At 50.2% G+C, this 26,274-nt stretch carries 23 protein-coding genes, 1 tRNA gene and 1 pseudogene; 13 read left to right on the forward strand and 12 right to left on the reverse strand.

Going from position 1 to position 26,274, the window contains the following annotated elements; all coding sequences use genetic code 11:
• Nucleotides 1-109: 109 nt before the first annotated feature.
• Nucleotides 110-1,450: a long-chain fatty acid transporter FadL gene (fadL, locus tag PS053_RS07150; protein ID WP_002461669.1), complete on the forward strand. Its 1,341-nt coding sequence runs from the start codon at nucleotides 110-112 to the stop codon at nucleotides 1,448-1,450.
• Nucleotides 1,451-1,511: 61 nt separating this feature from the next.
• Here the strand turns inward: fadL and mlaA are convergent, their stop codons facing one another.
• Nucleotides 1,512-2,267, reverse strand: coding sequence for a phospholipid-binding lipoprotein MlaA (gene mlaA, locus PS053_RS07155; RefSeq protein WP_000776777.1), 756 nt, complete (start codon nucleotides 2,265-2,267; stop codon nucleotides 1,512-1,514).
• 283 nt (nucleotides 2,268-2,550) lie between these two features.
• On the opposite strand from mlaA, the pseudogene PS053_RS07160 reads away from it, so the two are divergent.
• Together PS053_RS07160 and PS053_RS07165 are read left to right on the forward strand one after the other, a co-directional pair.
• A pseudogene (locus tag PS053_RS07160) lies at nucleotides 2,551-2,646 on the forward strand (hypothetical protein); the annotation flags it as partial.
• A 60-nt stretch (nucleotides 2,647-2,706) separates the two neighbouring features.
• Nucleotides 2,707-2,781: transfer RNA gene (locus PS053_RS07165), tRNA-Arg, on the forward strand.
• Between the two features lie 132 nt (nucleotides 2,782-2,913).
• Here the strand turns inward: PS053_RS07165 and dsdC are convergent.
• Nucleotides 2,914-3,861: a DNA-binding transcriptional regulator DsdC gene (dsdC, locus tag PS053_RS07170; protein WP_024164897.1), complete on the reverse strand. Its 948-nt coding sequence runs from the start codon at nucleotides 3,859-3,861 to the stop codon at nucleotides 2,914-2,916.
• 217 nt (nucleotides 3,862-4,078) lie between these two features.
• Here dsdC and dsdX point away from each other — a divergent pair, with 217 nt between their 5' ends.
• Together dsdX and dsdA are read left to right on the forward strand one after the other, a co-directional pair.
• Complete coding sequence (gene dsdX / locus PS053_RS07175) at nucleotides 4,079-5,416, forward strand: D-serine transporter DsdX (RefSeq protein ID WP_000556029.1); 1,338 nt, start codon at nucleotides 4,079-4,081, stop codon at nucleotides 5,414-5,416.
• A 17-nt stretch (nucleotides 5,417-5,433) separates the two neighbouring features.
• Nucleotides 5,434-6,762: a D-serine ammonia-lyase gene (gene dsdA, locus PS053_RS07180; RefSeq protein WP_059218297.1), complete on the forward strand. Its 1,329-nt coding sequence runs from the start codon at nucleotides 5,434-5,436 to the stop codon at nucleotides 6,760-6,762.
• A gap of 354 nt (nucleotides 6,763-7,116) precedes the next feature.
• Here the strand turns inward: dsdA and PS053_RS07185 are convergent, their stop codons facing one another.
• Nucleotides 7,117-7,359, reverse strand: a complete 243-nt coding sequence (locus tag PS053_RS07185; protein ID WP_000639870.1) for a YfdY family protein — start codon at nucleotides 7,357-7,359, stop codon at nucleotides 7,117-7,119.
• A 384-nt stretch (nucleotides 7,360-7,743) separates the two neighbouring features.
• Between PS053_RS07185 and lpxP the strand changes: the two genes are divergently transcribed.
• Together lpxP and ypdK are read left to right on the forward strand one after the other, a co-directional pair.
• The gene (gene lpxP / locus PS053_RS07190; RefSeq protein WP_256878991.1) at nucleotides 7,744-8,664 is read left to right on the forward strand and encodes a kdo(2)-lipid IV(A) palmitoleoyltransferase; all 921 of its coding nucleotides are present in this window, start codon (nucleotides 7,744-7,746) and stop codon (nucleotides 8,662-8,664) included.
• A 356-nt stretch (nucleotides 8,665-9,020) separates the two neighbouring features.
• Nucleotides 9,021-9,092 carry a membrane protein YpdK gene (gene ypdK, locus PS053_RS07195; RefSeq protein ID WP_010723117.1) on the forward strand — a complete coding sequence of 24 codons (72 nt, stop codon included), beginning with the start codon at nucleotides 9,021-9,023 and terminating at the stop codon, nucleotides 9,090-9,092.
• A 63-nt stretch (nucleotides 9,093-9,155) separates the two neighbouring features.
• Here ypdK and alaC read toward each other — a convergent pair whose 3' ends face one another.
• Nucleotides 9,156-10,394, reverse strand: a complete 1,239-nt coding sequence (gene alaC, locus PS053_RS07200; RefSeq protein ID WP_059228342.1) for an alanine transaminase — start codon at nucleotides 10,392-10,394, stop codon at nucleotides 9,156-9,158.
• A 377-nt stretch (nucleotides 10,395-10,771) separates the two neighbouring features.
• On the opposite strand from alaC, the gene ypdA reads away from it, so the two are divergent.
• Genes ypdA through PS053_RS07215 form a run of 3 tightly spaced genes read left to right on the forward strand, consistent with a single transcriptional unit; the run spans nucleotide 10,772 to nucleotide 14,090 of the window.
• Nucleotides 10,772-12,469, forward strand: coding sequence for a two-component system sensor histidine kinase YpdA (gene ypdA / locus PS053_RS07205; protein WP_000544353.1), 1,698 nt, complete (start codon nucleotides 10,772-10,774; stop codon nucleotides 12,467-12,469).
• Nucleotides 12,470-12,483: 14 nt separating this feature from the next.
• Nucleotides 12,484-13,218 (forward strand): two-component system response regulator YpdB, encoded by a 735-nt coding sequence (gene ypdB, locus PS053_RS07210; protein ID WP_002461650.1) that lies wholly within the window; start codon nucleotides 12,484-12,486, stop codon nucleotides 13,216-13,218.
• A gap of 14 nt (nucleotides 13,219-13,232) precedes the next feature.
• On the forward strand, nucleotides 13,233-14,090 hold the full coding sequence (locus PS053_RS07215; RefSeq protein WP_000642252.1) for an AraC family transcriptional regulator: 858 nt from the start codon (nucleotides 13,233-13,235) through the stop codon (nucleotides 14,088-14,090).
• A gap of 2 nt (nucleotides 14,091-14,092) precedes the next feature.
• Here the strand turns inward: PS053_RS07215 and ptsP are convergent, their stop codons facing one another.
• From ptsP to glk, 6 genes are all read right to left on the reverse strand, one after another.
• A complete protein-coding gene (gene ptsP / locus PS053_RS07220; protein WP_204629233.1) occupies nucleotides 14,093-16,588 on the reverse strand; it encodes a phosphoenolpyruvate--protein phosphotransferase in 2,496 nt (831 codons plus the stop codon).
• Nucleotides 16,589-16,612: 24 nt separating this feature from the next.
• Nucleotides 16,613-17,650, reverse strand: coding sequence for an aminopeptidase (gene ypdE / locus PS053_RS07225; protein WP_025238628.1), 1,038 nt, complete (start codon nucleotides 17,648-17,650; stop codon nucleotides 16,613-16,615).
• Nucleotides 17,650-18,735, reverse strand: a complete 1,086-nt coding sequence (ypdF, locus tag PS053_RS07230) for an aminopeptidase (protein ID WP_256878990.1) — start codon at nucleotides 18,733-18,735, stop codon at nucleotides 17,650-17,652. Before ypdF ends, ypdE begins: the two co-directional genes overlap by 1 nt.
• A gap of 14 nt (nucleotides 18,736-18,749) precedes the next feature.
• Entirely contained in the window at nucleotides 18,750-19,997 is a 1,248-nt protein-coding gene (locus tag PS053_RS07235) for a PTS fructose transporter subunit IIC (protein WP_025238626.1), read from the reverse strand.
• 20 nt (nucleotides 19,998-20,017) lie between these two features.
• Entirely contained in the window at nucleotides 20,018-20,344 is a 327-nt protein-coding gene (locus tag PS053_RS07240; protein WP_000038455.1) for a PTS fructose transporter subunit IIB, read from the reverse strand.
• A 218-nt stretch (nucleotides 20,345-20,562) separates the two neighbouring features.
• Nucleotides 20,563-21,528 (reverse strand): glucokinase, encoded by a 966-nt coding sequence (gene glk / locus PS053_RS07245; protein ID WP_059225735.1) that lies wholly within the window; start codon nucleotides 21,526-21,528, stop codon nucleotides 20,563-20,565.
• A gap of 203 nt (nucleotides 21,529-21,731) precedes the next feature.
• Here glk and PS053_RS07250 point away from each other — a divergent pair, with 203 nt between their 5' ends.
• Together PS053_RS07250 and ypeC are read left to right on the forward strand one after the other, a co-directional pair.
• Entirely contained in the window at nucleotides 21,732-22,967 is a 1,236-nt protein-coding gene (locus PS053_RS07250) for an ion channel protein (RefSeq protein WP_000903166.1), read from the forward strand.
• A 134-nt stretch (nucleotides 22,968-23,101) separates the two neighbouring features.
• A complete protein-coding gene (gene ypeC, locus PS053_RS07255) occupies nucleotides 23,102-23,428 on the forward strand; it encodes a DUF2502 domain-containing protein YpeC (protein WP_000490097.1) in 327 nt (108 codons plus the stop codon).
• A gap of 80 nt (nucleotides 23,429-23,508) precedes the next feature.
• On the opposite strand, the gene PS053_RS07260 is transcribed toward ypeC, so the two are convergent.
• Nucleotides 23,509-24,747: an Nramp family divalent metal transporter gene (locus tag PS053_RS07260; RefSeq protein WP_000186362.1), complete on the reverse strand. Its 1,239-nt coding sequence runs from the start codon at nucleotides 24,745-24,747 to the stop codon at nucleotides 23,509-23,511.
• A complete protein-coding gene (locus PS053_RS23145) occupies nucleotides 24,728-24,784 on the reverse strand; it encodes a hypothetical protein (protein WP_418921615.1) in 57 nt (18 codons plus the stop codon). The genes PS053_RS07260 and PS053_RS23145 overlap by 20 nt, the downstream gene beginning before the upstream one ends.
• 298 nt (nucleotides 24,785-25,082) lie before the next feature.
• On the opposite strand from PS053_RS23145, the gene nupC reads away from it, so the two are divergent.
• On the forward strand, nucleotides 25,083-26,270 hold the full coding sequence (gene nupC / locus PS053_RS07265; RefSeq protein ID WP_002461638.1) for a nucleoside permease NupC: 1,188 nt from the start codon (nucleotides 25,083-25,085) through the stop codon (nucleotides 26,268-26,270).
• The last annotated feature ends 4 nt before the right edge of the window (nucleotides 26,271-26,274 follow it).

Raw genomic sequence — 26,274 nt, forward strand, 5'->3', positions numbered from 1 at the left:
CTCTCGCCACTGGTCTGATTTCTAAGATGTACATCAGACCCTACACTTCGCGCTCCTGTTACACCACGTAACATAGTTTGTATAAAAATAAATTATTGAGGTTATGGTCATGAGCCAGAAAACCCTGTTTACAAAGTCTGCTCTCGCAGTCGCAGTGGCACTTATCTCCACCCAGGCCTGGTCAGCAGGCTTTCAGTTAAACGAATTTTCTTCCTCTGGCCTGGGTCGGGCTTATTCTGGGGAAGGCGCAATTGCCGATGACGCGGGTAACGTCAGTCGTAACCCGGCGTTGATTACTATGTTTGATCGCCCGACTTTTTCTGCCGGTGCGGTTTATATCGATCCTGATGTGAATATCAGCGGGACTTCTCCGTCTGGTCGTAGCCTCGACGCGGATAACATCGCGCCGACGGCATGGGTTCCGAACGCTCACTTTGTGGCGCCAATTAACGATCAGTTTGGTTGGGGAGCTTCCATTACCTCCAACTACGGTCTGGCGACAGAGTTTAACGACACCTATGCAGGTGGTTCTGTCGGTGGTACAACCGACCTCGAAACCATCAACATGAACCTAAGCGGCGCCTATCGTTTAAATAACGCATGGAGTTTTGGTCTCGGTCTGAATGCCGTCTACGCCCGCGCGAAAATTGAACGCTTCGCGGGCGACCTGGGGCAACTGGTTGCAGGTCAGATTATGCAATCTCCCGCCGGGGCGACGCCACAAGGGCAGCAACTGGCGGGCATGGCTAATAGCATCCCAAGCGATGAGAAAATTGCTCATCTGAATGGCAACAAGTGGGGCTTTGGCTGGAATGCCGGCATCCTGTATGAACTGGATAAAAACAACCGCTACGCGTTGACCTACCGTTCTGAAGTTAAAATTGACTTCAAAGGTAACTACAGCAGCGATCTGCCAGTGGCTATTAACAACTACAATTTCGGTCTGCCAACGGCTACGGGCGGAGCAACGCAGTCAGGTTATCTGACGCTGAATCTGCCTGAAATGTGGGAAGTGTCGGGTTATAACCGTGTCGCGCCGCAATGGGCGATTCACTATAGCCTGGCTTACACCAGCTGGAGCCAGTTCCAACAACTGAAAGCGACCTCTACCGGTGGCGATACGTTGTTCCAGAAACATGAAGGCTTTAAAGACGCTTACCGCATCGCGTTGGGTACCACTTATTACTACGATGATAACTGGACCTTCCGTACGGGTATCGCCTTCGATGACAGCCCGGTTCCGGCACAAAACCGTTCGATTTCCATTCCCGATCAGGACCGTTTCTGGCTGAGCGCAGGTACGACTTATGCGTTTAATAAAGATGCATCCGTCGATGTTGGCGTTTCTTATATGCACGGTCAGAGTGTGAAGATTAACGAAGGCCCATACCAATTCGAGTCCGAAGGTAAAGCCTGGCTGTTCGGTACTAACTTCAACTACGCGTTCTGATAACCTGGTCATTTAATAAGAAAAAAGGTGAGTTTTGCGACTCACCTTTTTTATTTATCGATTACTCAGAATCGATTTCTTTTAACTCATCCTGAATCGCTTGCGCGTTCGGGTTTTCCTGCGGTTTAAGTTCACCGCCATTGGCAATGAAGTCATGACGCTGGAAGTAGGCCTCACGCACCATAATATAAGGATCTGACGACTGGCGAAGCAGGCCATCAGAATCCAGCAATTGCGCACGAGTTTCGATACCTTCAAGCGTCCATTTACCGATAGACATCGGCCAGGTCAGCCAGGAAAGTACCGGATACAAGCCATCCGCCATATCACCGCCATCATCACGCAACGTGAAGCTGCCGTAGAACGGTAATTGCATGTACGGCCCGTAGCCAACGCCGTAATGGCCCAGAGTGCTACCAAAACGATGAGGTTCCGTACGTTGCAGTTTCGGATTTGCCATCCCCGCGACATCAATAAAGCCGCCCATACCCAAAATGGTGTTCAGGAAAAAGCGGGTAAAGTGGACCATCCCCTGATAAGGATCGCCCTGCAAGAAATAGTTGACCATTACCGCAGGTTCTTCAAGGTTGCCGGTAAAGTTGCTCAGCCCATTACGAGCCGGTTGCGGGACATAGTCGCGCCAGGCGACAGCCACCGGTCGAACAACATACGGATCTAACACATTGAAGTTGAAATTGTACATGGTGCGGTTAAACCCTTCTAACGGGTCAGAACGCCCTTGCTGATCTGTGCCGGAACTCGCACACCCCACCAGAAGCGTAGTTCCCAGAGCAAGCGCCGACAGGCGAAGCTTCATAAATGTCTCCCTGTTTTTTTATGGCTTATGCAGTTTGCCATCCATGACGGAACGATACCGTATCCGCCTGTTTAGGTGTGTGCGATTGTAACAGCACGTCAAATGATGTCCAGACGACTTGTTTTGCTGATTTGATCATAGCCTGGTAATTGATGACCTGTAGGCTACGCGATTTCACGAAAGCAGAAAAAGGCATACATCGTCATTTATGCATTTTCAGAGTAACACCCGCCAGTTACGCGTAAAAAAATCGTCACAATTTAGCTATACGTGCTAATGAGCCAGCAACAAGCGTAAAGAAGATGCGCATCCAAAAGCAGAAGATGCGGAAAACATTAAGAAAAATGATAAAAACCACGCACAGGTGGCGAGGGTTTAGGCAATCGAACATTCACATACTTACCCCGTCGTTCATTAGCGGGTATACTCATGCCGCAATGTCCTCTTAGTTAAATGGATATAACGAGCCCCTCCTAAGGGCTAATTGCAGGTTCGATTCCTGCAGGGGACACCATTTATCAGTTCGCAAAATCCCCTGAATATCTCCCCTGTCAGTGAATCATCAGTTCGTTACCTTAAGACGGGTAAAAAGCGGATAAAATAAATTTACCCACCGGATTTTTACCCATGCCCGCCGTTTAATACATTATGAAATGTGGTTTTCAGACTGGCAGACTTGTTCTCTTAACCAGTGAATAAAAGCCTCAATTTTCGGCCACTGCCTTCCCGGCAGCGTAGTGATGTAATAATGCTGATGACATTTCACCGCCATATCGCCAAACGGTGCGACAAGTTCACCACTGGCAAGCCTTTTTTGTACCAGACGTTTTCTGCCCATCGCGACCCCAATATGATTCATCGCTGCGATGACGGCTAAGTCTGAACGATCAAAGCCAATTCCCGAAGATGTCGGCAAATTAACCGCATAATGTTGTGCCCAACTGTGCCATTCATCCGTGCCAGAGTCATTGCTCCATGCCTGTCTGTCGTGCAGCAGAGTACAGTGGCGCAAATTAATTACCGTGTTTGTTAAAGCATGGCGTTGGGCATATTCAGGACTGCACACTGGCAATATTTCTTCATCCATCAGGAAATGATGAGTCAGTTGCGCTGACGGCGCATCATCAAAGTAAATCGCTAAATCGACCCCGGCACGTTGCAGATTAATGTTGTCATTACCGGTGAGCACGGTGAGCGAAATCGACGGATAGCGGCGTGTAAAGTCACCTAATGCAGGCACCAGCCAGCATTGCGCGATAGAGGGACGAGAATACAAGGTTAAGGTTCCCGATAACTCCTGATTTTTAATATCAAGGATCTCCTGATTCAGGGTATCCAGCGACGATTTTAACGCCCAATAAACACGTTTCCCCTCATGCGTTAATTCCACTTTGCGATGGGAACGGACAAACAACTGAATGCCCAACTCTTCTTCCAGCTGATTAATACGGTGACTTACCGCGCTGGGACTCAGCGACAATTCCTCTGCCGCCAGGGCGAAAGACTGATGCCTGGCAGCCACTTCAAAAGTATGCAGTTTTGATAGTTGCCAGCCATTAAGCAGTCGATTTCTCATTTCACGTAGGGGTTCCATAATCACCTCATTTTTTTCCTGAGTGTAAAAAAATGACAGTGAAAATTCAGCTTTAAGGTGAACCAAAGTGAACCATATCTCATTTCACCCCTATTTTTAGACATAAATCACTCTCTTGATTCGATTTACCTCATGTGAATGGCAAATTTTATCGTTTGTCAGTCTGCGTTGTTTTTTTGTCCAATATCACCAGGTTAATCACAGGGGAAGGTGAGATATGCACTCTCAAATCTGGGTTGTGAGCACGCTGCTTATCAGCATCGTGTTAATCGTACTGACCATCGTGAAGTTCAAATTCCACCCGTTTCTGGCGTTGTTACTGGCCAGCTTCTTCGTGGGAGCGATGATGGACATGGGGCCGCTGGAGATGGTGAATGCCATTGAAAGTGGGATTGGAGGAACGCTGGGGTTTCTCGCTGCAGTTATCGGCCTTGGCACAATTCTGGGAAAAATGATGGAAGTTTCCGGGGCGGCAGAAAGAATTGGTCTGACGCTCCAGCGCTGCCGCTGGCTTTCGGCTGATGTCATTATGGTGCTGGTGGGCCTGATTTGTGGCATCACGCTGTTTGTTGAAGTGGGCGTTGTGCTGTTGATTCCTCTGGCTTTTTCAATTGCTAAAAAAACCAATACCTCATTGTTAAAGCTGGCTATTCCGCTGTGTACCGCGCTGATGGCCGTTCACTGTGTGGTTCCTCCGCACCCGGCGGCTTTGTATGTTGCCAATAAATTGGGCGCAGATATCGGCTCGGTGATCGTCTACGGCTTGCTGGTTGGGCTGATGGCATCACTGATTGGCGGCCCGCTTTTCCTTAAATTTCTGGGTCAACGACTGCCCTTTAAACCTGTACCCACAGAGTTTGCCGATCTCAAAGTTCGCGATGAAAAAACGCTGCCCTCATTAAGCGCAACGTTATTCACCGTACTGCTGCCCATTGCGCTGATGTTGGTGAAAACGATTGCCGAACTGAATATGGCACGTGAGAGCGGTTTGTATTCCTTGCTTGAGTTTATTGGCAACCCTATCACTGCCATGTTTATCGCTGTGTTTGCCGCCTATTATGTGTTAGGCATACGCCAGCACCTGAGCATGGGGGCGATGCTCACGCATACAGAAAACGGCTTTGGTTCGATTGCCAATATTTTGCTGATTATCGGGGCCGGAGGCGCATTCAACGCCATTCTGAAGAGTAGCGGTCTTGCGGATACACTGGCAGTTATTCTCTCCAATATGCATATGCACCCGATTCTTCTGGCCTGGTTGGTGGCGCTTATTCTGCATGCGGCAGTGGGCTCCGCTACCGTAGCAATGATGGGAGCGACGGCAATTGTCGCACCCATGCTGCCGCTGTATCCCGACATTAGCCCGGAAATTATTGCAATTGCCATCGGTTCGGGCGCAATTGGCTGCACAATCGTGACAGACTCGCTTTTCTGGCTGGTGAAGCAATATTGCGGCGCTACGCTCAATGAAACATTTAAATACTATACGACAGCGACATTTATCGCTTCGGTCGTCGCTCTGGCGGGCACATTCCTGCTGTCATTTATCATCTAAGCGCAAAGAGACGTACTATGGAAAACGCTAAAATGAATTCGCTCATCGCCCAGTATCCGTTGGTAGAGGATCTGGTTGCTCTTAAAGAAACCACCTGGTTTAATCCTGGCACCACCTCATTGGCAGAAGGTTTACCTTATGTTGGCCTGACCGAACAGGATGTTCAGGACGCCCATGCGCGCCTGTCTCGTTTTGCGCCGTATCTGGCAAAAGCATTTCCTGAAACGGCTGCCGCGGGGGGGATTATTGAATCAGAACTGGTTGCTATTCCTGCTATGCAAAAACGGCTGGAAAAGGAATATCACCAGCCGATCGCCGGGCAATTGCTACTAAAAAAAGACAGCCATTTGCCGATTTCCGGCTCCATAAAAGCACGTGGTGGGATTTATGAAGTCCTGGCCCATGCTGAAAAACTGGCTCTGGAAGCGGGTTTGCTGACACTTGAGGATGATTACAGCAAACTGCTTTCCCCGGAGTTTAAACAGTTCTTTAGCCAATACAGTATTGCTGTGGGATCAACCGGAAATCTGGGGTTATCAATTGGTATTATGAGCGCCCGCATCGGCTTTAAGGTAACGGTGCATATGTCTGCTGATGCCCGTGCGTGGAAAAAAGCGAAACTGCGCAGTCATGGCGTTACTGTCGTGGAATACGAGCAAGATTATGGTGTTGCCGTCGAGGAAGGACGTAAAGCCGCGCAGTCTGACCCGAACTGTTTCTTTATTGATGACGAAAATTCCCGCACGTTGTTCCTTGGATATTCCGTCGCAGGCCAGCGTCTTAAGGCGCAATTTGCTCAGCAAGGTCGCATCGTCGATGCTGATAACCCTCTGTTTGTCTATCTGCCGTGTGGTGTTGGCGGTGGTCCTGGTGGCGTCGCATTCGGACTTAAACTGGCGTTTGGCGATCATGTTCACTGCTTTTTTGCCGAACCAACACACTCCCCGTGTATGTTATTAGGCGTCCATACCGGATTACACGATCAGATTTCTGTTCAGGATATTGGCATCGACAACCTTACCGCCGCGGATGGCCTTGCGGTTGGTCGCGCATCGGGCTTTGTCGGGCGGGCAATGGAGCGTCTGCTGGATGGCTTCTATACCCTTAGCGATCAAACCATGTATGACATGCTTGGCTGGCTGGCGCAGGAAGAAGGCATTCGTCTTGAACCTTCGGCACTGGCGGGTATGGCGGGGCCTCAGCGCGTGTGCGCATCAGTAAGTTATCAACAGATGCACTGTTTCAGCGCCGAACAACTGCGTCATGCCACTCATCTGGTGTGGGCGACGGGAGGTGGAATGGTGCCGGAAGAAGAAATGAAACAATATCTGGCAAAAGGCCGCTAATTACTTTTCAACGCAGCATCGCTCTGAATGAGCGATGCTGTCTCATCAGTTCATCATGAACGTATAAAAGTCGGTCAATGACCTTGTTCTGATATCACTCATTGCATTTTATGAACATCCAGAAAACAATGAATGATTATTTCAATTTCAAATAAAAAAATTCCAGCGTGATTTCAGAAAAATGCAATCCGGGAGCCTGGAGATTTTTATAATCTTTATTTACACTATGTTGAATTGAGATGTTTTTTAATTCCCAACTATGAATAGCAATATAAAACAAAGCTAGCCTGAACGTTCAGCGCAGGCTGGAATAATTTAATTCCAGCACTGCCGAAATATTCCTGCCCTTCAAGGTTATTGTTTTCCGTATCCCACCATAAAACGGATCATCAAACCACAAGCCGGAGCAATAAACATAAATATGCCCGTTACCAGCTCATTAGCGCCAGTTAACCACATAGTGAAGTAATAAATAATGGCGGCGAGGATCACCATTCCGAAGAAGGAAGAGACTGCTGATACCACGCCCAATACCTGTCCTATGTATCCACTGACACAAACAATACAAAGGGCGAGAAACATCCATAAATAAATCATAGCTCAACCTCCTGCCTCGCTAAAAAACCTGTAACATCAATCATTTTAATAATAAGACAATCCTTACCCATTGGCAATTTTGGCAATCTTTGCCAGAGATTTTTTCTTTTCCGACGGATAATAAAAGAAAAACAAGATGTTAGCCTGGCGCTAATATCACACTAAAATATATTCACGCAGAGTGACTAATAAACAGTGGCGAAAAGCAGGCTGCTAATGATAAAGTAGAAGGACCGCATTCATGCTCCTCGTGGTTTTGTCCTGACTAGTCTTTACACTCTTTACAGGAACCATTGTCGTACATGATGGCCTAATCAATTGAGTGTACCGCTGTCGACAAGAAATCTTCTGCGATACAACAACGCGTATCTACAGAAGGTAACTATGTTTCCACAACGCAAATTTTCTCGCGAGTTTCTCCATCCTCGCTACTGGTTCACGTGGTTTGGTTTGGGTGTACTCTGGCTTTGGGTACAGCTTCCTTACCCTGCCCTGTGTTTTCTTGGTACACGCATCGGCACAATGGCCAGACCGTTTCTTAAACGTCGTGAATCCATCGCGCGCAAAAACCTTGAGCTTTGCTTCCCACAATATTCAGTTGAACAACGCGAGAAGATGATCGCTGAAAACTTTCGTGCGCTTGGTATGGCGCTGGTAGAAACCGGAATGGCCTGGTTCTGGCCCGATCATCGCGTACATAAATGGTTTGATGTTGATGGCCTGGATAACCTCAAACGCGCGCAAATGCAAAATCGCGGCGTTATGGTGGTCGGCGTGCATTTTATGTCGCTGGAGCTGGGTGGCCGCGTGATGGGCCTGTGTCAGCCGATGATGGCCACTTACCGCCCGCATAATAACCAGCTAATGGAGTGGGTGCAGACACGTGGCCGCATGCGCTCTAATAAAGCGATGATCGGCAGAAATAATCTGCGTGGTATCGTCGGCGCACTGAAAAAAGGCGAAGCCGTGTGGTTCGCCCCCGACCAGGATTATGGTCGTAAAGGCAGCTCTTTCGCTCCTTTCTTCGCGGTAAAAGATGTCGCGACGACTAACGGTACCTATGTGCTCTCTCGTCTTTCTGGCGCAGCCATGCTAACCGTAACGATGGTGAGAAAAGCCGATTACAGCGGTTACCGTCTGTTTATTACGCCGGAGATGCAAGGTTATCCGGCAGATGAAAATCAGGCTGCTGCTTACATGAACAAAATTATTGAGAAAGAGATTATGCGTGCGCCGGAGCAGTATCTCTGGATCCACCGCCGCTTTAAAACCCGTCCCGTGGGCGAAGCGTCGTTATACGTTTAACAAATAACCGCTGCACTCATCCTCCTCGAATCAGCCATAATAACCTCATGGTTTTTATGGCTTTTTTCTTAAGTTTTTTTCCTTCGCTGAATCGTGAATTATTACTGCCAGAAATTAAACTGTCGCCGATATGAGACACTCGTAAGTTACTAAAAGTAAATAAGAAAATGCCTCTTGTTTCGTCCCATTTTTAGGCGTACATTAGCGCCGTCTCGAGCAGATTAGCTCAGAATTCTGGGGTGGCGCCCACGGCAAAACAGAGAACTTTTAAGGTCGTTTTGCCCGGTGTCAACTCACTGTAGCAGGTGTAATGAAGTCATTCAGGCGTAACAGTAAATTACGCGGAGAGATGTAAAGTGAAATATTTCTTTATGGGCATTTCTTTTATGGTCATCGTTTGGGCCGGTACTTTTGCCCTGATGATCTAAAAGCAAACTGTGCAATGAAAAACAGGAGCCATCTGGCTCCTGTTCGCTTTTCTGAAGAAGCGTTTATTCAGCGTCTTCGTGAATATGTTTGCTGCTGGCTGGCAGTAAGCCATCGGCGCGGAACATCGCTTTAATGCCCCTGATGGCCTGACGAATACGATCACGGTTTTCAATCAGCGCAAAGCGCACATGCGTATCGCCGTAGTCGCCAAAACCGATGCCTGGAGAAACACACACCTTCGCTTCATTGAGCAGTTTCCTGGCAAATTCGAGCGACCCCATTGCGGCATATGGTTCTGGTATTTTTGCCCAGACGTACATCGAAGCCTTCGGCATTTCAACCATCCAGCCTGCTTCATGTAGCCCTTTTACCAACACATCGCGGCGACGCTTATACTGTTCAGCAATATCACGCACACATTGCTGATCGCCTTCCAGCGCCGCAATAGCGGCTACCTGCAATGGCGTAAAGGTGCCGTAATCGTGATAGCTTTTGATACGCGCCAGCGCGCTGACCAGCGTCTTGTTACCAACCATAAAACCAATTCGCCAGCCTGCCATGTTGTAGCTTTTCGACAGAGTAAAAAACTCAACCGCCACATCACGCGCGCCCGGCACCTGCATGATTGACGGCGCTTTCCAGCCGTCGTAGACGATATCGGCATAGGCCAGGTCGTGGACCACCAGCACATCGTAGCGTTTCGCCAGCGCGATCACTTTTTCGAAGAATTCCAGTTCCACACATTGCGCTGTAGGGTTCGACGGAAAGCCAAGAATCATCATCCTGGGTTTCGGATAGCTTTCACGAATGGCGCGTTCCAGTTCGTTGAAGAAATCGACACCTTCCACCAGCGGCACTGAACGTACCTGCGCGCCGGCAATTACCGCACCGTAAATATGGATCGGATAGCTTGGATTTGGCACCAGCACGGTGTCGCCATGATCCAGCGTCGCCAGCATCAGATGCGCCAGTCCCTCTTTCGAGCCAATGGTGACGATAGCTTCTGATTCCGGGTCGATATCAACGTCATAGCGCTCCCGATACCAGTGGGAGATCGCGCGACGTAACCGCGGAATACCGCGTGACGTGGAGTAACCGTGTGTGTCCGGTCGCTGCGCCACAGTACATAATTTTTCGACAATATGCGGTGGAGTCGCACCGTCCGGGTTGCCCATACTGAAATCGATAATATCTTCACCGCGCCGACGCGCAGCCATTTTCAGTTCAGCGGTAATGTTAAAAACGTAAGGCGGGAGGCGATCAATGCGCGTAAAGCGACGTTCAGGGCGAGTGTCAGCCATAATTTCCTCAGATTCACGTGAGCGCCCGGACCGTCCGAGCGACGCTGCCACGATGGTGGCTGTTTTGAAAATAGCCTGAACAAATTCTGTCTGTCGAGTGCTTTAGCAAAATATTTTTTATTGCCAAAAAAGAGGAACACATTTCTTAAAACAGGAAATTAAGAACAATCGACACGAAAAACACCACCAACATAATTAACATTATAATTGCAATAAATTTACTATTTAGCGTGTCATCAGCAAGAGAGGTATTGTTAATACACCATTCAGCGATCAATCCCCTTTTAAAAATGTGGTTTTTCCTCAAAAAGAAGCACACTGGTCATCGGCCTTCAGGTTACCTATCATAGAGGTTTAATCCTTATTCAGAGTCACCCGTGCACGAAATATTCAACATGCTGCTGGCGGTATTCGATCGGGCAGCGTTAATGCTTATCTGCCTGTTTTTCCTCATTCGTATCCGTCTGTTTCGCGAACTGTTGCACAAGTCGGCACACTCACCGAAAGAGTTGCTCGCCGTTACCGCGATATTCTCACTGTTCGCCCTGTTCAGTACCTGGTCCGGCGTACCGGTGGAAGGTTCACTGGTTAACGTCCGTATTATCGCGGTAATGTCTGGCGGGATCCTGTTTGGCCCGTGGGTGGGCATCATTACCGGCGTGATCGCCGGTATTCATCGTTATTTAATTGATATTGGTGGTGTGACGGCGATCCCCTGCTTCATCACCAGTATTCTCGCAGGATGTATTTCCGGCTGGATTAACCTGAAAATCCCTAAAGCGCAACGCTGGCGCGTCGGTATTCTCGGCGGCATGTTGTGTGAAACGCTGACCATGATTCTGGTGATTATCTGGGCGCCGACTACCGCACTGGGGCTGGACATCGTCTCCAAAATTGGTATCCCGATGATCCTCGGCAGCGTCTGTATCGGCTTTATTGTGCTGCTGGTACAAAGCGTTGAGGGCGAAAAAGAAGCCAGTGCCGCGCGGCAGGCTAAGTTGGCGCTGGATATCGCCAATAAAACGCTGCCGCTGTTTCGTCATGTGAATAGCGAATCATTACGTAAAGTCTGTGAAATTATCCGCGATGATATTCACGCCGACGCAGTGGCGATTACCAATACGGAACATGTACTGGCCTATGTTGGCGTGGGGGAACACAACTACCAGAATGGCGATGATTTCATTAGCCCAACGACGCGTCAGGCAATGAACTACGGAAAAATCATCATTAAAAATAATGATGAAGCCCACCGCACGCCGGAGATCCATTCCATGCTGGTGATCCCGCTGTGGGAGAAAGGCGTAGTGACCGGCACGTTGAAAATTTACTACTGCCATGCTCACCAGATAACCTCGTCATTACAGGAAATGGCGGTCGGCCTGTCGCAAATTATCTCCACTCAACTGGAAGTTTCTCGCGCCGAGCAATTACGTGAAATGGCAAATAAGGCAGAACTTCGCGCCCTGCAAAGCAAAATTAATCCCCATTTTCTGTTTAATGCTCTGAATGCAATCTCATCGTCGATTCGTCTGAATCCAGATACCGCTCGCCAGCTCATCTTTAATTTATCGCGTTATCTCCGCTATAACATTGAATTAAAAGACGATGAGCAAATCGATATCAAAAAAGAGCTGTACCAAATTAAAGACTATATCGCCATTGAGCAGGCCCGTTTTGGCGACAAACTGACCGTTATCTACGATATTGATGAAGAGGTAAATTGCTGCATTCCAAGTCTGTTGATTCAGCCGCTGGTAGAAAATGCCATTGTGCACGGTATTCAGCCCTGTAAAGGGAAAGGCGTTGTCACCATCAGCGTTGCAGAGTGCGGTAATCGGGTTCGGATTGCAGTGAGAGATACCGGACACGGCATTGACCCGAAAGTCATTGAGCGAGTCGAAGCGAACGAAATGCCGGGTAATAAAATCGGCCTGCTGAATGTGCATCATCGTGTGAAGTTATTATATGGTGAGGGGTTACATATCCGTCGTCTGGAACCGGGAACGGAAATCGCGTTTTACATTCCTAACCACCGCACCCCCGTCGCCTCACAGGCTACGTTATTGCTTTGAGCCGGAGTGATATTGTGAAAGTCATCATTGTTGAAGACGAATTCCTGGCACAACAGGAACTTAGCTGGCTGATAAAAGAGCACAGCCAGATGGAGATTGTCGGCACCTTTGACGACGGTCTGGACGTGTTGAAGTTTTTGCAACATAACCGCGTCGACGCCATTTTTCTGGATATCAATATTCCGTCGCTGGATGGCGTACTGCTGGCGCAAAACATCAGCCAGTTTGCCCATAAACCGTTTATTGTATTTATAACCGCATGGAAAGAACATGCGGTGGAAGCGTTCGAACTGGAAGCATTTGACTACATTCTCAAGCCATACCAGGAGTCACGCATCACCGGGATGCTGCAAAAACTGGAAGCGGCCTGGCAACAACAGCAAACCAGCAACACGCCCACCGCACCGCTAACGCGTGAAAATGACACCATTAATCTGGTGAAAGATGAACGCATCATCGTGACGCCAATCAATGACATTTATTACGCTGAAGCGCACGAAAAAATGACGTTTGTCTATACGCGGCGTGAGTCTTATGTGATGCCAATGAATATTACCGAGTTTTGCAACAAACTCCCGCCATCGCACTTTTTTCGCTGTCATCGCTCGTTTTGTGTCAATCTGAACAAAATTCGCGAGATAGAACCGTGGTTTAATAACACCTACATTTTGCGGCTGAAAGATCTGGATTTTGAAGTGCCAGTTAGTCGCAGCAAAGTAAAAGAGTTCAGGCAGTTAATGCATCTCTGATTCAGGGAATACAAATGAAAGCAGCAGGCTTGCCCGCCGATCAACAATTTTTCGCCGATCTGTTCAGCGGCCTGGTGCTTAACCCGCAACTGCTGGGGCGCGTCTGGTTTGCCAGCCAGCCTGCCTCACTGCCTGTCGGGAGTTTATGTATTGATTTTCCGCGTCTGGATATTGTGCTACGCGGCGAATACGGCAACTCGCTGGAAGCAAAGCAGGTACGCATGGTGGAAGGAGAAATGCTGTTTATTCCGGCGCGTGCGGCTAATTTACCGGTCAACAACAAACCGGCAATGCTGTTAAGCCTGGTATTTGCCCCAACCTGGCTTGGATTATCGTTTTACGATAGTCGCACTACCTCGCTGTTGCATCCTGTTCGTCAGATCCAGCTTCCCAACCTGCAACGCGGCGAAGGCGAAGCGATGCTCACCGCCCTCACCCATCTCAGCCGTTCACCGCTGGAGCAAAATATCATTCAGCCGCTGGTGTTAAGTTTGCTGCATCTTTGCCGAAACGTGGTGAATATGCCGCCCGGTAATACACAACCGCGCGGCGATTTCCTCTATCACAGCATTTGTAACTGGGTTCAGGATAATTTTTCCCAGCAGCTCACCCGTGAAAGCGTGGCGCAGTTTTTTAATATCACACCCAATCATCTGTCAAAACTGTTTGCTCAGCATGGAACGATGCGCTTTATCGAATATGTTCGCTGGGTACGGATGGCGAAGGCAAGGATGATCTTGCAGAAATACCACCTGTCGATTCATGAAGTGGCTGAACGTTGCGGTTTTCCTGATAGCGACTATTTTTGTCGCGTTTTCCGGCGTCAGTTTGGCCTGACGCCGGGAGAGTACAGCGCCCGTTTTCAGGGCTAATCTCAGAAGGTTAATTCTGCTTCCAGTAACGTCAGGATGCTTTGCGCATCTTGCGCGGCAAACAGTGACTGGCGAAAGTTTTTATTCACCAGTTTGCGCGCCAGTTGCGAGAAGACTTTCACATGGTTCATCCCTTCGTTAGCGCCCAGCGTTAGCATGATCACCAGTTCCACATCGCCCATCTCTGACTGCCAGTCGATTGGTTTTACCAGCCGGGCAATACTGATACTGGAATGGCGGATCCACTGGGATTTGGTATGCGGGATCGCCACGCCAAAACCGACGCCGGTGGTAACAATCTCTTCCCGCTGCCAGACATCTTCTTCCAGTTCAAATGGATGCTCAGTACGCCCGTTAACGCCCAGATTGCCGCAGAGGAACTGAATCGCCTGTTCTTTATTGCGAAAGGCCTGATCAACGAAGATATTCTCCAGCGCTAACAATGGGCGAACGTCCTCTTCCGGCGTAAACGCGGTAAGTAATGCTTCAATCTCCTGCGCACTACGGCATTCGCACGCCTGACGAGCCAGTTCCCGGCACGCTTCACTGTCGAGTTGGCGAAGCTGGCTTTTCACTGCCGGAATGCGTGGACTACTCATACTCAGCTCATCAAGCCCCAGCCCAAGTAGTAACGGCAGATAGCGGCTTTCGCCGCCGAGTTCCCCGCAAATACCTACCCATTTTCCTCGCTGATGCGCAGTAGTAACGATTTGCTGCAACATACGCAGGAACGATGGCGTAATCGGGTTATACAGCGATGAGACGCGCGGGTTATTACGATCGACTGCATACAGATATTGCGTCATATCGTTGGAACCAATACTGAAGAAATCAACCTCATCGCAGAAGTGGTCGATGATGTAACACACCGATGGGACTTCAACCATAATCCCGAGCGGGATCGTCTCTGCATGACGCAGGCCATCGCGCTTAAGTTCAACGATCGTTTTTTGGATCTCATCCTTCACCCATAAGATCTGATCGAGACTGTGAACCATCGGGATCATCAACTGAGCATTGCCAAAACTGGCAGCGCGCAAAATCGCCCGTAGCTGAGTACGAAACAGGCCAGTAAATTCCGGGTAGATTCGTACCGCGCGGTAACCAAGGAACGGATTCTCTTCCTGAGGAATATTCAGATAAGGAATGCTTTTATCGCCACCGATGTCCATCGTGCGGAAGATAATCGGTTTGTCGCCCGCCGCCAATAACACCTGCTGGTAGGCTTCAAATTGCTCCTGCTCGTCCGGCGCGCTGTCGCGATCCATATACAACATTTCGGTACGGAATAGCCCGACGCCTTCCGCGCCGTTGGCAAACGCACCTGGGGCTTCCAGAGCGGTGCCAATATTCGCCGCAATATCAATCCGCTTATTATCACGAGAATAGGCCAGTTGCGCGGCGGCCTGCGCCTGTTGCTGCTGACGTTTGTCCGCCAGCGTCTGCGCAACCTGATAATAACCGCTCACGGCGTCATTGGGGTTAATCGCCAGTACGCCGCACTGGGCGTCGAGTACCGCCGGTTGCCCGGCATATCGGGCAATCGCATCCAGCGGCAGGCCACTCAAAACCGGGATCGCCGAGGCGCGGGCCAGAATCAGGGTATGCGAGGTACGCCCGGTTTTCTCCAGAATCATGCCCGCAAGATTCTTCAGTTCGAGGCTCAGGAACTGGCTTGGGGTTAAATCTTCGGTCACCAGAATGGTGGGTTTTTCAAGTACCAGATTGTTGCGCGGTTTTAGCTCCGGCCAGGTAATATGCAACAACTGCTCACTGATATCGCGAATATCGCTGACCCGCTCGCGCAAGTAGTCACTGGCGGAGGCAGAAAGCTTGGCGCAAATCTGCTCCATATTATTGATAATCGCCACGCCCAGCCCCTGATGTTGTTCCGCCATCAGGCGACGGATATTCCCCGCAAATTCATCATCCTGAATCAGCGATAAATGGGCGCTCAAAATAGTTTTGCTTTCGCCGTCACGCTCGCGCAGTTGTTGGTTCAGTTGCTCAGCAAGCGTTGCCAGGCTGTGTTCCAGCCGGGTGATATCTTGTGCACTCGCTGGAATCGCACGATAACTATCGAGGCTGTCGCTCTGTAACAGGGTCAGCGTACCCACGCCGACGCCGCTTGCCAGCATATTGCCGTAAAGCAAATCGGGATTCAGGCGGCTTAATGAACGCGGCAGCGGGTGCGTCGCCAGTTCTGCCTGCGTCGGTTGTATGCTGTCACTGTCGATAAAACGCGCCTGGATGTACTCTTCCAGTACGCGTCGTGCCTGCTCTTCATCGCTGCCGCTAATATTCAGGCTGCAACTGTCATTAAATAAGGTGCCAGTGCCAATCAATGCCAGCGAGCTTTTCGCATCGGCTTTCGTATTCTGGCGGTGGTTTATGAAGGTCACTTCGCTTTGCCACTGGCTACACTGCTCTTTAAGCTCCCACGCCGGACGGGCATGAAGACCGTTAGGCAAAGGGCAGAGAAATTGAATCGTTAACATAACCGCTCCGGGTTAATCAGGAGATCATCTGAAGTCCGTCAGTTGAACAACTGTCTCACGCGTAAGACGTTGAATGAGGGCAGATAAAAGCTGCTGTATTTGCAAAATGTCGCGGCAATCGGCAATCGACGCGGCGCAATGTCCGTGGCGGGTAGCAGGCCCCATCACCACTGTGGGAACGCCAGTACCGGTTAAGTGCACCGCCCCACCGTCCGTGCCACCATTGCTGAACATATCCACCTGTAACGCCACGCCAGTTTCTGCCGCCACGGTTTCAATCCACGCAGTGAGTTTGGGTGGCGCAATCAGCGATTTATCGCTTAACACCAGCATCGGGCCATTACCAATCTGGCGATGGTTAGCCGCGCCATAATCAAAGTTTTTCGCCCAGCAAGCGGTATCCAGCACAATGGCGACGTCCGGCGACACCGCCCGGGTGGCGGTTTGCCCACCACGTAGCCCAACCTCTTCGCTGGAGCTGCCTACCAGCCAGACTTCCGCAGGCAGTTCAGCTTCATGCAATTCACGCAATAACATCACCAGCAGATAACAACCGAGGCGGTCATCAAAAGCTTTCCCCATTACCCGCTGGTGAGGGAGAACCTGAAAAGTCGTATCAAACGTAACACGATCGCCTGGACGAATTCCCGCCTGCATCACTTCGTCATACGAGCGCGCGCCAATGTCCACGCGCATGGCGCTAACATCATTCCCCTGCCGCTCGCCGTCAAGCAGACCTGGAATTTTGCACTCTTCACGGGTGGTGATCCGCACAGGCTGAAGCTGGCGGGCAGCCATGCGTACGTTGCCAACCGGCAGCACATCGATCGCCCCTTCGCGGGAGATGCTACGCACCATAAATCCCACTTCATCCATATGCGCACAGATCATCACCTTCGGACCTGTCGATTCATTCAGGCGGATCAGTACCGATCCCAGACCATCAAAACGGACCTCTTTTTGCAGGCGATCCGCTTCTTCCAGCAGGATCTGCCGCACTTCCTGTTCCGAGGAGGCGATCGCATCTGCCTCGCTCAACGCTTTTAATAGCGATAAATCCATTATTCATCTCCCGTGAGCAACACTGTTTTCGGCGTGGCATACAGCACTTCGGCGCCTTGCGGGATAACCAGTACGACATCTTCAATACGCACGCCCCCCAGCCCTGGCAGATAAATCCCCGGCTCCACGGTCAGTAGCATGCCTGGCTGTAGCGTCGTGGTGTCTCGCGGTGAAAAACGCGGCTCTTCATGGACTTCAATGCCAATGGCATGACCAGTGTTGTGACCGAAATAGTCGCTAAAACCTGCCTCGGTAATCACCCGGCGCGCGGCGTCGTCAACCTGCTGGCAGCGCACACCGGGGCGAATCGCAGAGATGGCCGCCAGTTGTGCTTGCAGAACAATCTGGTACACGCCAAACAGTGGATGAGATTCGGCGCTCACCCCTTCGCCATTCACCAGGAAGGTGCGCGTCATATCAGAGCAGTAGCCCTGATACAGCGCACCGAAATCGAGAGTGACAAACTCGCCCGCGGCAACAATCTTGTCGCTGGCTTTACCGTGCGGTAGCGCTCCGCGCCAGCCACTGGCGACAATGGTGTCAAAAGAAGCTTTTTCTGCCCCCTGCTGGCGCATAAACCACTCCAGTTCAGCAGCAATCTCGCATTCGCTCATCCCCGCCTGAATAAAACGGCGAATATGCTCTGCACCGCGATCGGCAATTCCACAGGCAAGGCGGATTTTCTCCACCTCCGCAGGCGTTTTGATTTGCCGCAACACATCCGGCGTGGCGCTTACCAGCGTTGAATTAAGTTCAGACTGCCAGCGGTGCACGGTTTCCCAGCTCACCTGCTGGCCCTCAAAACCGAGCGTTTGCAGTTGCTCATCGGCAATGATTTGCCTGGCGATGGTTGCCAACGTGTTCGTCGCGTCAAGCAAATGCAGCTGGTAGCCTTGTGTACGGGCTTCCACATCCGCGTAATAGCGCGAATCCAGCAGAATGTGCGCACTTTCATGGCTAATCACCACATAGCCTGATCCGGTGGAGATCCCCAGATGCGGCTGCTTGTTCTGCCGTGAGGAGAGAACCATCGCATCCAGTTGTTGCTCTGTAAGCCAGTCGCGCAGCGAGGCGAGTAATGTCATCAGGATTATCCTTCTTACAGGCTATCGAGTAACAATTTGCCTTTGCGGAACATCATCAGACGCAAGAACACCACCATCAATGCGGTAATGATTGCCCCCAACGCGATCCCTGCCATGTAGACGCCAAGATTGCTTACCAGCGGCCATGCCCAGATAGCGGATTCCGGGAACCATTGCACTGCGCCCAGCCAGACAGCGGCGGTAGAACCGACTATCGCGCCAACCATATAGGACGGAATGGCGGTGATGGGGCTTTCCAGCGCAAACGGAATGGCACCTTCACTGATCCCCATAAAGGCGAGGAACATTGCCGTTTTCCCCTGCGGATAAAGCTGAGCATTGAACAGGCGTTTACCCGTTAAACGGCGGTCGATAATGGTCGCCAGTCCCAGACCAATTGGCGGAATAACAATGGCAATAGAGCGCGCTGTAACGGGTAAAACATGGTCAGTGGTAAAGCTGAAGGCAACGAATCCAGCCGCTTTGTTAATCGGCCCACCGAGGTCAATTGCGGTCGCCGCAGCGATCCCCATTGCGTACATCAGCGCGCCCTTCTCACCAGCAGCAGTCAGGATGGTACGGATACCCCCATTGATCCAGCCGCCAAACGGCGTAATGACGTAATACATTGCCAGCATGACAAAAATAGCGGAAAGGATCGGCAGCAAAAATGTGGTTTTGAACGCCAGCAGGAAATCCGGCAACTGAATTTTCTGGTTCATCCATTTCACGAGGTAACCCGCAACAATGGAGATAATCAGCGCACCGATGAAGGTTGATGGAATAGGAGCACTGGTGACCCATTGCATGGTGCTGGCATCAAAATTCAGCAGTTGCGTAGGTTGAGTGGACATCAACCCACCAATAAATCCAGCCGGAAACGCCAGCTTGCCGCCGATTGAGTTAGCCACAAAAGCAGCAAACATCGGAATAGCAAAGCCAAACAACACGCCGCCAAAAGATTGTGACAGCCAGGCAAATTTCAGTAAAGAGAGGTTAAAACCGGTGAATTTTCCGCTATTAAGCGCATCCATAATGCCGATATCAGCGGGAATTTTCAGCCAGGTATAAGCAATCAACTGACTGAATGCGAGGATCACACCGCCCATGATTAAGGTCGGTACCATGCGCGAAATCCCGGACATTACATGCTGCGGAAGTTCGCCCCAGAAGCTGCTTTTAGAGGCCTGCGGATTCTTAATTGCCGCTGCCGCACCGGATGTGCCAGGCACAACGGTTGCACTGCGTTTTTTAATGGCCATAACGTTATCCCTGTCGAAAATTACTGTTGTTCAGCAGCAATCATCTCTTCGATTTCTTTGATGATGCCTGCCGCGTTTTTAATTGCGTCCTGTAAAGTGATTTCGTAAACATCCCGAGATTCGAAACGTTCGTTATCTTCCGGTGTGACGGCCACGGAGTGAATGATAATGGTCGCTTCGGCGATATCCTGCGCCGTCAGGCGGTTCTGGATACCGTCCGCGCCCTGGGTTTCAATTTTCACTTCATAACCCGCTTCCACCGCTGCTTCTTCCAGCGCCTGGGCAGCCATAAAGGTGTGAGCCAGGCCCATCGGACAGGCACATAAGGCAATCAGTTTCTTACTCATCATCAATTCCTCGTCTGGTTATAGTTGACGAATGAAATTATGAACGTGCAAAACAAATCGCCGTTACCAGACAAATAATGCATTTACTGGATAATTAATCCCGTTACTCGGAAGTGTGACGCAGGTCGGCCTTGTGATGAGACACAAAGAAAAATTGAATTAATCGATTGATTTGAATGGATATCGGGAGGAATTATCTCCCGACATATCAGGAAGGATTAAAGAATGTGGCCCAGTGTCTGGCGTAAATGCGCTCCTGAACCAAGAAGACCAGGATTGTCATGAACAATGAGATATACCGGAATATCATGGATATATTCTTTAAAGCGGCCTTTATCTTCAAAAGCGGCACGGAAACCGGAAGCTTTGAAAAACTCAAGAAAACGCGGCACGATCCCCCCCGCAATATAAACGCCGCCAAATGTGCCGAGATTTAACGCCAGGTTGCCGCCAAAACGCCCCATAATCACACAAAACAGCGATAATGCCCGACGGCAATCAGTGCAACTATCTGCCAACGCACGCTCGGTAATATCTTTGGGTTTGAGATTTTCCGGCAGGCGGTTGTCGGCTTTCACAATAGCGCGATACAGGTTCACCAGCCCAGGCCCGGACAGCACGCGTTCAGCGGAGACATGACCAATTTCCTCACGAAGAACGTTGAGAATAATGGTCTCTTCTTCACTGTTTGGCGCAAAATCAACGTGACCGCCTTCGCCCGGTAAACTAATCCAGCGTTTATCGACATGTACCAGATGCGCTACTCCTAACCCTGTTCCGGCACCGTAGACTGCGATAGGTTTGCCTTCGACCGGTTCCTGACCACCAAACTGGATCAGATGCTCTTTTTTCAGCATCGGGATCGCCATCGAAACGGCTGTAAAATCGTTGATGATTTCCAGATGGCTAAAACCAAGGCTCTTTTTCATTTCAGCAATCGAAAACGCCCAGGTATGGTTGGTCATCGCAACCCAATCCCCGGTAATTGGGCAAGCAATGGCGATACAACCGTCTTTCACCTCGACCTTATGTTCTGCAAGATAAACGCGAATAACCGCTTCCAGACTGGGATAGTCGAGTCCTGAATAGGTTTTAGCCTGCGAGATTTCACCACTGGCAATATCACACAGAGCAAGACGTGCGTTGGTGCCGCCCACATCACCGACTAATGCATACTTTGTCATTCTTCTACTGCTCCGCTAAAGTCAAAATAATCATTTCTCACACTGTAAATATCCGGGGGCATAACAACAACGCCGGAAAGGCAGGCTCCCTGTAAATATCGATCTGGGTCACACATTTACTTTATCGTTTCAGCACCAATTGCAGCGATGCCTTTGTACAAGCTGGGCAAACTAAATATCTGACCCCGCATAAGGAATAAAACATGCTCCATCCGCGAGCCAGAACCATGTTGTTATTGTCGCTTCCCGCCGTGGCGGTTGGGATTGCGTCCAGTCTTATTCTGATTGCGGTGATGAAAATCGCCTCAGTTTTGCAGAATCTGCTCTGGCAACGATTACCGGATAGTCTGGGAATACCCCTGGATTCACCGCTGTTGATCATCGGAATATTAACGCTGACAGGTGGCGCGGTGGGGTTGGTTATCCGTTTTAGCCAGGGGCATGCCGGGCCAGATCCTGCCTGTGAACCGCTTATTGGGACGCTGGTCCCTCCTTCCGCGCTGCCTGGATTGATCGTAGCATTAATTCTCGGGCTTGCCGGCGGCGTCAGTCTGGGACCAGAACACCCGATTATGACGGTCAATATTGCCCTCGCTGTTGCCATTGGCGTTCGGCTGATGCCCCGAGTGAACACTATGGAGTGGACCATTCTAGCTTCTGCAGGCACTATCGGCGCGCTGTTTGGCACCCCTGTTGCGGCAGCGTTGATATTTTCGCAAACATTAAACGGTAACAATGAGGTTCCGCTGTGGGATCGTCTCTTTGCGCCGTTAATGGCGGCAGCGGCTGGCGCCCTGACAACCGGGCTGTTTTTCCATCCCCATTTTTCATTACCCATCGCTCATTATGGGCAGATGCAGATAACAGACATTCTCAGCGGCGCAATTGTCGCGGCCATCGCCATTGCGGCGGGGATGATTGCTGTCTGGTGCCTGCCAAGATTACACACGATGATGCATCGCCTGAAAAATCCTGTGCTCATGCTGGGGCTTGGCGGTTTTTTGCTGGGTATCCTGGGCGTTATTGGTGGGCCTGTTTCGCTGTTCAAAGGCCTGGATGAGATGCAGCAGATGACAATGAATCAAGCTTTTAGCACCAGTGATTTCTTTTTACTGGCGGTGATTAAGCTTGCCGCGCTGGTCGTTGCCGCCGCCAGTGGTTTTCGCGGTGGGCGAATTTTTCCGGCGGTGTTCGTTGGCGTGGCGTTAGGATTGATGCTGCATGCTCACGTTCCGACTGTCCCGGCGGCGATTACAGTATCCTGCGCTATTCTCGGTATTGTTTTGGTCGTCACCCGCGATGGCTGGTTAAGTTTATTTATGGCAGCGGTTGTCGTACCTGACACTACGCTGCTGCCGTTACTGTGTATTGTGATGCTGCCCGCGTGGCTGCTGTTGGCAGGAAAACCAATGATGATCGCAAGCCGTACGAAACAATAAACACAGCGCCAACAATCTTTAGCAAAAAATGCTCTCACTCATGATTTCGGAGTTATGCCGATGATACAGGGCTTTACCTCCCCGTAATATTGCGTTAACAGGCCGCTTACGGCTCGATCGTGAAGGAGAATAACATGTTCAGGTCACTGATTCTGGCGGCCGCCCTGATGGCATTTATCCCGCTTGCTGCAAATGCAGGTGAAATTACTTTACTACCATCAATTAAATTACAAATTGGCGATCGCGATAATTATGGCAATTACTGGGATGGCGGCCACTGGCGCGATCGTGATTATTGGCACCGCAATTATGAATGGCGTAAAAACCGCTGGTGGCGTCATGATAATGGCTATCACCGTGGCTGGGACAAGCGTAAAGCGTATGAGCGTGGCTACCGTGAAGGCTGGAACGACCGTGATGATCATCGCGGAAAAGGCCGCGGACATGGTCATCGGCATTAAACCCGTTCCATTAAACGCGTAGGGCGGATAAGGCGTTTACGCCGCATCCGCCGGCAGTGCCAGATGCGACGCCAGTTCAACTACAACCCCAGGGCCGTCCCCACTAACAACCAGATATTCAGCGCAACAACCAGCACTACAATAACCCAGCCAATCTGTTTTACGCGCTTACTGTTTACCAGGTCGCCCATTAATTTACTATCACTGGTGAAAATCAGCAGCGGCACCAGCGCCAGAGCAATACCAAAACTTAACAGTACCTGACTCATCACCAGAATCTGTGTTGGATCAAGCCCCATCAGAATGACAATAAATGATGGCAGCATGGTGACGGTACGACGTACCCACAGTGGAATATGGAAGCGTATAAAGCCCTGCATGACGACTTGCCCTGCTAACGTCCCCACAACCGTTGAGGAAAGTCCGGCAGCCACCAGGCTTAACCCAAAGACCGTTGCTGCCGCATGACTTAACAGAGGTTGCAATGTCAGATAAGCCTCATCAAGATCGGCAACGCCAGTATGACCAGAAAAGTGGAATGCAGCGGCAGCCGTTGCCATCATCGCCAGGTTGACGAAACCGGCTATCGTCATGGCAATCGCCACGTCCCATTTGGTAGCCGAATAACGTTGCTGGCGCGAACCACCATGCAGATGCTGCGTTAAAGAAGAGTGCAGATAAATCACGTGTGGCATAATGGTCGCCCCCAACACACCTGCGGCGAGGAAGACCGCTTCCGAGGTAGGTAAACTCGGGATCGCCATACCTTTACCTAACTGCGCCAGGTTCGGCTGAGAGAAAATCAACTCAACAATGTAAGCCGCTGCAACAAACAGCAGTAACCCGCCAATCACTTTCTCCAACGGTTTTTGCCCACGGCGTTGCAGCATTAAAATCAGGAAAGTGGCGATCCCCGTCAACACTGCGCCCTGCAACAGCGAAACTCCCAGAATGAGTTTAAAACCGATCGCCGCACCGATGAATTCAGCCAGGTCGGTAGCCATCGCAATAATTTCTGCCTGAACCCAATAGAACCACACTACGGGACGCGGATAGTGATCGCGAATTTGCTCCGCCAGATTTTTACCGGTGGCAATCCCAAGTTTGGCTGAAAGAATTTGAATCAGCATCGCCATCAGGTTTGCCCATACGACAACCCACAGTAACTGATAGCCGAAGCTGGCGCCCGCCTGAATATTCGTCGCAAAATTACCGGGATCGATATAGCCAATCGCCGCAATGAACGCAGGTCCCATTAATGCGAGCCTCATCTTGCGCGCCGCCCGTCCGCTGCTACTCTCAACGCGATAGTTCGTCATCTTGTTCCTCTAAAACATAGCCTTTGCTATGTTTCATGCTATGTCAAATGAGAATGATTATCAAATTCATTTAAATAGGTTGTGATGATTTCTCTGATAGACCAGGATTATGACTACGAAAAGGCTGATAACTTGAATGTTGTGTTTTTGTTTAATGTTAGCACATTTACATAACTTCCCGCTTCCATACACAACATAGCAGAAATGTATGACAGCTCACTATTTTTGAAGCTTGTCACAGGACATCATTATAGTGTGTGTCAGATCTCGTTTTCCTGAATCATGTTGCATAGAATGTGCACGGAAACTTAACCTGCCTCATATTTGGAGCAAATATGGACCGCGTCCTTCATTTTGTACTGGCACTAGCCGTTGTTGCGATTCTCGCATTGCTGGCAAGCAGCGACCGCAAAAAAATTCGTATCCGTTATATTATTCAACTGCTTGTTATCGAAGTATTACTGGCGTGGTTCTTCCTGAACTCTGACGTTGGTCTGGGCTTCGTGAAAGGCTTCTCCGAAATGTTCGAAAAACTGCTCGGGTTTGCCAACGAAGGGACTAACTTCGTCTTTGGTAGCATGAACGATCAAGGCCTGGCGTTCTTCTTCCTGAAAGTGCTATGCCCTATCGTCTTTATCTCTGCACTGATCGGTATTCTCCAGCACATTCGCGTGTTGCCGGTGATTATTCGCGCGATCGGTTTCCTGCTCTCCAAAGTCAATGGCATGGGCAAACTGGAATCCTTTAACGCAGTCAGCTCCTTGATTCTGGGTCAGTCCGAGAACTTTATCGCCTATAAAGATATCCTCGGCAAAATGTCCCGCAACCGCATGTACACCATGGCGGCCACGGCGATGTCTACCGTGTCGATGTCTATCGTCGGCGCGTACATGACCATGCTGGAGCCGAAGTACGTTGTTGCTGCGCTGGTTCTGAACATGTTCAGCACCTTTATCGTCCTCTCTATCATCAACCCATACCGCGTTGATGCCAGCGAAGAAAACATTCAGATGTCTAACCTGCACGAAGGACAGAGCTTCTTCGAAATGTTGGGTGAATACATTCTGGCGGGCTTCAAAGTGGCAATTATCGTTGCCGCAATGCTGATCGGCTTTATCGCCCTGATCGCAGCACTGAACGCTCTGTTTGCTACCGTTCTGGGTATTTCCTTCCAGGGCATTCTGGGCTACATCTTCTATCCGATTGCATGGGTAATGGGTGTACCGGCCAGCGAAGCGCTTCAGGTGGGCAGTATCATGGCGACCAAACTGGTTTCCAACGAATTCGTAGCGATGATGGATCTGCAAAAAATTGCTTCTACGCTCTCTCCGCGCGCTGAAGGCATCATCTCTGTATTCCTGGTATCGTTCGCCAACTTCTCTTCCATTGGTATCATCGCTGGTGCGATTAAAGGCCTGAACGAAGAGCAAGGTAACGTCGTTTCTCGCTTCGGTCTGAAACTGGTTTACGGCTCTACTCTGGTGAGTGTGCTTTCTGCATCAATCGCAGCACTGGTACTGTAATCGC

This window comes from Escherichia albertii (assembly GCF_028622335.1).
GTDB classification, from domain to species: Bacteria; Pseudomonadota; Gammaproteobacteria; order Enterobacterales; family Enterobacteriaceae; genus Escherichia; species Escherichia albertii.

Excerpts from the sequence above, each read along its gene's own strand:
- ptsP (WP_204629233.1), bottom strand. The coding sequence starts at position 16,588 with ATGTTAACGATTCAATTTCTCTGCCCTTTGCCTAACGGTCTTCATGCC.
- PS053_RS07260 (WP_000186362.1), bottom strand. The coding sequence starts at position 24,747 with ATGACGAACTATCGCGTTGAGAGTAGCAGCGGACGGGCGGCGCGCAAG.
- PS053_RS07235 (WP_025238626.1), bottom strand. The coding sequence starts at position 19,997 with ATGGCCATTAAAAAACGCAGTGCAACCGTTGTGCCTGGCACATCCGGT.
- dsdX (WP_000556029.1), top strand. The coding sequence starts at position 4,079 with ATGCACTCTCAAATCTGGGTTGTGAGCACGCTGCTTATCAGCATCGTG.
- PS053_RS07215 (WP_000642252.1), top strand. The coding sequence starts at position 13,233 with ATGAAAGCAGCAGGCTTGCCCGCCGATCAACAATTTTTCGCCGATCTG.
- dsdC (WP_024164897.1), bottom strand. The coding sequence starts at position 3,861 with ATGGAACCCCTACGTGAAATGAGAAATCGACTGCTTAATGGCTGGCAA.
- alaC (WP_059228342.1), bottom strand. The coding sequence starts at position 10,394 with ATGGCTGACACTCGCCCTGAACGTCGCTTTACGCGCATTGATCGCCTC.
- PS053_RS07185 (WP_000639870.1), bottom strand. The coding sequence starts at position 7,359 with ATGATTTATTTATGGATGTTTCTCGCCCTTTGTATTGTTTGTGTCAGT.
- glk (WP_059225735.1), bottom strand. The coding sequence starts at position 21,528 with ATGACAAAGTATGCATTAGTCGGTGATGTGGGCGGCACCAACGCACGT.
- ypdF (WP_256878990.1), bottom strand. The coding sequence starts at position 18,735 with ATGACATTACTCGCCTCGCTGCGCGACTGGCTTACAGAGCAACAACTG.
- dsdA (WP_059218297.1), top strand. The coding sequence starts at position 5,434 with ATGGAAAACGCTAAAATGAATTCGCTCATCGCCCAGTATCCGTTGGTA.
- lpxP (WP_256878991.1), top strand. The coding sequence starts at position 7,744 with ATGTTTCCACAACGCAAATTTTCTCGCGAGTTTCTCCATCCTCGCTAC.
- mlaA (WP_000776777.1), bottom strand. The coding sequence starts at position 2,267 with ATGAAGCTTCGCCTGTCGGCGCTTGCTCTGGGAACTACGCTTCTGGTG.
- ypeC (WP_000490097.1), top strand. The coding sequence starts at position 23,102 with ATGTTCAGGTCACTGATTCTGGCGGCCGCCCTGATGGCATTTATCCCG.
- fadL (WP_002461669.1), top strand. The coding sequence starts at position 110 with ATGAGCCAGAAAACCCTGTTTACAAAGTCTGCTCTCGCAGTCGCAGTG.
- ypdE (WP_025238628.1), bottom strand. The coding sequence starts at position 17,650 with ATGGATTTATCGCTATTAAAAGCGTTGAGCGAGGCAGATGCGATCGCC.
- PS053_RS07250 (WP_000903166.1), top strand. The coding sequence starts at position 21,732 with ATGCTCCATCCGCGAGCCAGAACCATGTTGTTATTGTCGCTTCCCGCC.
- PS053_RS07240 (WP_000038455.1), bottom strand. The coding sequence starts at position 20,344 with ATGAGTAAGAAACTGATTGCCTTATGTGCCTGTCCGATGGGCCTGGCT.
- nupC (WP_002461638.1), top strand. The coding sequence starts at position 25,083 with ATGGACCGCGTCCTTCATTTTGTACTGGCACTAGCCGTTGTTGCGATT.